The following is a 4,947-nucleotide window of genomic DNA, read 5'->3' on the forward strand; positions in this document are numbered from 1 at the left end:
CTCCGACATTTTTCATCCATGACTATGAGACCTTCGGCAAGCATCCGGCCCGGGACAGACCGGCGCAGTTCGCGGGCGTCCGCACCGATATGGACTTCAATATCATCGGTGAACCTTTGGTCATCTACTGTCAGCCGACGGACGACTATCTGCCGGAGCCGGAAGCGGTTCTGATCACCGGTATCACGCCGCAGATTGCCAAAAGCAAAGGCGTTAACGAGGCGGAGTTCGCCCGTCAAATCCACGAAGCCTTTAGCGTGCCGGGCACCTGTATCTTGGGCTACAACAACATTCGTTTCGATGATGAAGTCAGCCGCAACATTTTTTACCGTAACTTCTACGATCCCTACGCATACAGCTGGAAAAACGGCAACTCCCGCTGGGACCTGCTGGATGCGCTGCGCGCCTGTTACGCGCTGCGGCCGGAAGGCATCGTCTGGCCGGAAAATGAAGACGGCCTGCCCAGCTTCCGACTGGAGCACCTGACTAAAGCGAACGGCGTCGAACACGCCCACGCGCATGATGCGATGTCCGACGTTTACGCGACGATCGCGATGGCTAAACGGCTGAAAACCGCGCAGCCCAAGCTGTTTGATTATCTGTTCCAGCTGCGTAACAAGAACAAGGTCAACGCGCTGATTGATATCCCGAACATGAAGCCGCTGATGCACGTGTCCGGCATGTTCGGCGCGGCGCGCGGTAATACCAGCTGGATTGTGCCGCTCGCCTGGCATCCGGAAAATCGTAACGCGGTGATCATGTGCGATCTGGCGGGCGATATTACGCCGCTGCTGGAGCTGGAGCCTGATGAGCTGCGCACGCGGTTGTACACCAAGCGCGACCAACTGGAAGAGGGACAGTCCCCCGTTCCCATCAAGCTGGTGCAGATCAACAAGTGTCCCGTGCTCGCGCCCGCCAGCACGTTGCGCCCGGAAGATGCGGCGCGCCTGGGGATTGACCGACAGCACTGTCTCGACAACTTGCAACGTCTGCGTCAACACCCGCTGGTGCGGGAAAAAGCGGTGGCGCTGTACGCCGACGCGCCCGCTTTCGCCGCCGCTGACGATGTAGATCTTCAATTGTACGATGGCTTTTTCAGCGAGGCGGACCGGGCAGCGATGACCATTATTCAGGAAACCTCGCCGCAAAATCTGCCCGCGCTCGATCTGAAATTCGCCGACGGCCGCATTGCAGAACTGCTCTTCCGCTTCCGGGCCCGCAATTATCCGGCCACGCTGGATGACAGCGAGCAGCAGCGCTGGCTGCAGCACCGCAAAGAGGTCTTTACACCGGAGCGTCTGGAGACCTACCTGAATAACCTCCATGAGCTGTATCAGCTGCATCAGGATGACGAGAAGAAGGCCCAGCTGCTTAAGTCGCTGTTCGCCTACGCCCAGCAGGTGGTGAACTGATACCAACGCCTGACCGACGGGATAAGGCTCAAGGTTGACCGCCGTCACAGACGACGGAAGACGCGACATCACCCGCAGGTCAATGCCATGCCCGTCAGATCCCCCTCTGGCGGGCGATCTTATTTTACGGGCGATATTTGTGCCGGACGGCCACACTTCCGACCGTTTGGCGATAAAAAAAACGGCCGCTGGGGATCACTCCCTCAGCGGCCGTTCTCACGTCAGACTCACCTAGCAGAGTTAGACGATGTCTTCACTGCACTGCGGCACCGGCTGTTTGAAGCGACGGGTCACCACCGCCAGATACAGCAGGCCAATCGCGGCCCAGACCAGTCCCAACGTCATCGACGTCTCTTCCAGATTCAGCCACAGCGCGCCCACAGCCAGCGCGCCCATGACAGGCAGCACCAGATAATTGATGTGGTCTTTCAGCGTCTTGTTGCGACCTTCACGGATGTAGAACTGAGAAATCACGGACAGGTTGACGAAGGTAAACGCCACCAGCGCACCAAAGTTAATCAGCGCCGTCGCCGTCACCAGGTCAAAACACACCGCCGACAGAGCAATCACGCCGACCAGCAGGACGTTCAGCGCGGGCGTCCGCCATTCCGGGTGGATATAGCCGAAGAAACGCTCCGGGAAGACGCCGTCGCGTCCCATGACATACATCAAGCGGGAAACGCCTGCGTGTGCCGCCATGCCTGATGCCAGCACCGTCACGCAGGAGAAGACCAACACGATAGACTGGAACAGTTTACCCGCGACGTAGAGCATGATTTCCGGCTGAGACGCGTCCGGATCGTGGAAGCGCGAGATATCCGGGAAGAACAGCTGCAGGAAGTAGGACACCACGATGAAGATAATCCCGCCGATCAGCGCCGTCAGGAAAATCGCTTTCGGGATCACGCGACCGGCATCCGGCGTCTCTTCCGACAGGGAGCTGATGCCGTCGAAGCCGAGGAAGGAGAAGCAGAGTATCGTCGCCCCGGTAATCATCGGCACCACCTGCGCGTGCTCGGACCAGAACGGCTTGCTGCTCAGCAGCGTACCCGCTCCCTCACCGCCGGAGATGCCCTGGATCACCAGCGTCAGGAAGACCGCCATAATCGCCACCTGCACCACCACGATCACCGAGTTGAGGTTCGCGACGATGTTGATACCGCGCAGGTTGAAGAGCGTCATCAGTCCGACCAGCGCCGCCACAAAGATCCAGGACGGTACACCGGGGAAGATAGCTTCCAGATAAATTTTCGCGAGCAGAATGTTGATCATCGGCATGAACAGATAGTCCAGCAACGAGGACCAGCCCACCATGAAACCAATGTGCGGGCTAATCGCTTTCTGCGCATAGGTATAGGCCGAGCCCGCGGACGGGAATCGACGCACTAGTTTTCCGTAGCTCACCGCCGTGAACAGAATGCCGGTCAAGGCAAAGGCGTAAGCGGTCGCCACGTGGCCATCAGTGAGGCCGGAAACAATGCCGAAGGTGTCAAAAATTGTCATGGGCTGCAAATAGGCGAGCCCCATCATCACGACTTGCCAGAGCGTCAGTGTTTTTCTTAGTTGTACTCGTTGGCTGGAAACCGCTGCATTATGCGACATGACGCATCCCTCCGTTGCCGGCAATAGACGTACGGTTCAAGGATGTCGTGGATCTATTGGACACGGGAAGGCGATAAAAAACGTGGTGATTTGAAGTAGATGAAGACAGGTTGCCGCCGTCAACGGACGCTGACGCACGATCAAAGAAAGTCAACGCCGCAGCGGCGCCATAGTCGCTGCTCACACAGCGCAAACCGGCGGGCACCGGTACTGCTACAACAGAATGCCCCATTTCACATATTCCTCTGTTCTGCCTTCGCGGCAGGCCTAATCTGATATCGTTCCGGTACGTTGCCCGGCCCCTTCATTAAGAAAAAAGTCTCAAAAAAATAACCGACGCTATTAACGTCGGTTATTTCAGGGCGCGTATTCTGCCGCAGAGGGGGGCAAGAGACAAGGCTTTGCGGCGTCGGAGGGGTTATTTAAATTAAGTCACCGGTAACATCACGCAAATCGCTTGCCGCTAGCAGAAAATCACAGCACCCGTTTTCTTTTTTCGTGCTGTTCCAGTTCCAGCGCGGTAATCACCTGCTGCAGGCTCCGCTCCTGTCCGGGGGTCAGGCACGGGAACTTGAAGCTGAGCCGCTGCACCTTTTTCACTTCGCCTTTAGCGCCGACCAGACGGCTGACCGCATGGCTGATGAACTGCACGTCGATGCTGAACTCGCCATAGGTGCCCAGTTCCAGCGTGACGTTCTCCAGAATTTCGCCCTTCCCCAGCTGTTCCGCGACGTCTTCTTGTTCACTCAGCAGACAGACGCCGCCGAGAGAAAGATCTTTAATCGTAAATTGGAAACGGCTGTCATCCGGCAGATTGCCGCGGCAAATCATCGGCGGCCACGCGGGGGAATTAATGCGGAAGTAGCTGCGGCGCTGGATACGGTAAAGGTCCGTCGGGATTTCAGCGCAGAAGGCCGGGAATCCTTGATAATCGATTTTCGACACCACGTTCGCCCTGAACTCCACCTTCGCCCCTGCCGGCTCAGCGACAAAGTTCAGCTCTGCGTCAAAGACATCACTTCCGTGCGTCGTGCCGCCGAGATCGAAGATAAACGTATTGTTGTCCGGCTGAACATCCAGAATATTGCTGATGAAATGGCCCCGTGAGTGATTCACCATCAGAGCCGTATTATTTTTATGCAGCTCGCGTAGCGTCGCGCAAATCGCCAGTTTGTTTCTCTTCAGAAATTGTTCTTTTTTGGTTTCGTCCATTTTGTCCATCCCAGAGTTAAATCATTGCCGCTGACAAATCAGTCCCGATCGGCCACAGCTTAGAGTTATAGGTAGGATATCGTCATTTGCGTCTCCAACTTTACGTTGGATTGACATTATTGGGGTTTATTAAAAAAAATTATTCGGCGGGATAATGATGCAGCAACCAGGTCAGCGCCAGAAGATCGGCCGTACCGCCGGGGCTGAGACGACGTTCGGTTAAGGCACGGTCCATCGCCTGTAAACGAGGAAGGGTCACGCCCTGCTCCAGCAGATCGGTCGCGTAGCGCTGAACGAACGTCAGCCCTTCCAGCCCGCCGCGAGACACGACGTTGGTGTCAGGATTATGCGCCATCAGCACCACCAGCGTATGCAGTAATGCCGTTTCCTGATCGTGCTTGCGCAGCGCCTGTCGATAGGCGGGCAACGCCCAGCGAGTCACCGTGGCAAAGCCGCTGGCGGCCTCTCCCCGCGCGCCGGTCAGGCCATGGCGCTGAAACAACTGCTCTCCGGCCGTCGCAGAGCGACGAGATTGAGACAGCTCATCACGCACCAGATCGCGACACATGTCCGCCACCGTTTGACATAAGCTCCGCTGCGTCAACGCCACCCCGTTCGCCGCCAGCCAGCCCGCAGCGCTGCACAGCAGCCCGCAGGCAAAGATGCCGCCTTTGTGCGTGTTGACCCCTCGCGTCGCCGCGAGCATGGCCTGCTCGCAGGC

4 protein-coding genes are annotated in these 4,947 nt (G+C 57.4%); 1 reads left to right on the forward strand and 3 read right to left on the reverse strand.

Features of this window, described 5'->3' with window-relative positions; all coding sequences use genetic code 11:
- The coding region (gene sbcB, locus Q7O77_RS14515; RefSeq protein ID WP_304168697.1) for an exodeoxyribonuclease I at positions 1–1,412 on the forward strand (1,412 nt) is incomplete at its 5' end.
- 240 nt (positions 1,413–1,652) lie between these two features.
- On the opposite strand, the gene Q7O77_RS14520 is transcribed toward sbcB, so the two are convergent.
- The 3 genes from Q7O77_RS14520 to Q7O77_RS14530 all read right to left on the reverse strand — a co-directional run.
- Positions 1,653–3,014: an APC family permease gene (locus Q7O77_RS14520; RefSeq protein WP_085651655.1), complete on the reverse strand. Its 1,362-nt coding sequence runs from the start codon at positions 3,012–3,014 to the stop codon at positions 1,653–1,655.
- Positions 3,015–3,488: 474 nt separating this feature from the next.
- Entirely contained in the window at positions 3,489–4,226 is a 738-nt protein-coding gene (locus tag Q7O77_RS14525; RefSeq protein WP_369696227.1) for a flagellar brake protein, read from the reverse strand.
- 139 nt (positions 4,227–4,365) lie between these two features.
- A partial coding sequence (locus Q7O77_RS14530; protein ID WP_304168705.1) for a triphosphoribosyl-dephospho-CoA synthase occupies positions 4,366–4,947 on the reverse strand: 582 nt, incomplete at its 5' end.

The sequence above is a fragment of the Lonsdalea britannica genome, from assembly GCF_946477055.1.
In the GTDB taxonomy this organism is placed as follows: Bacteria; Pseudomonadota; Gammaproteobacteria; order Enterobacterales; family Enterobacteriaceae; genus Lonsdalea; species Lonsdalea britannica_A.

Coding starts and splice junctions, on each gene's coding strand:
- Q7O77_RS14525 (WP_369696227.1), bottom strand. CDS start 4,226: ATGGACGAAACCAAAAAAGAACAATTTCTGAAGAGAAACAAACTGGCG.
- Q7O77_RS14520 (WP_085651655.1), bottom strand. CDS start 3,014: ATGTCGCATAATGCAGCGGTTTCCAGCCAACGAGTACAACTAAGAAAA.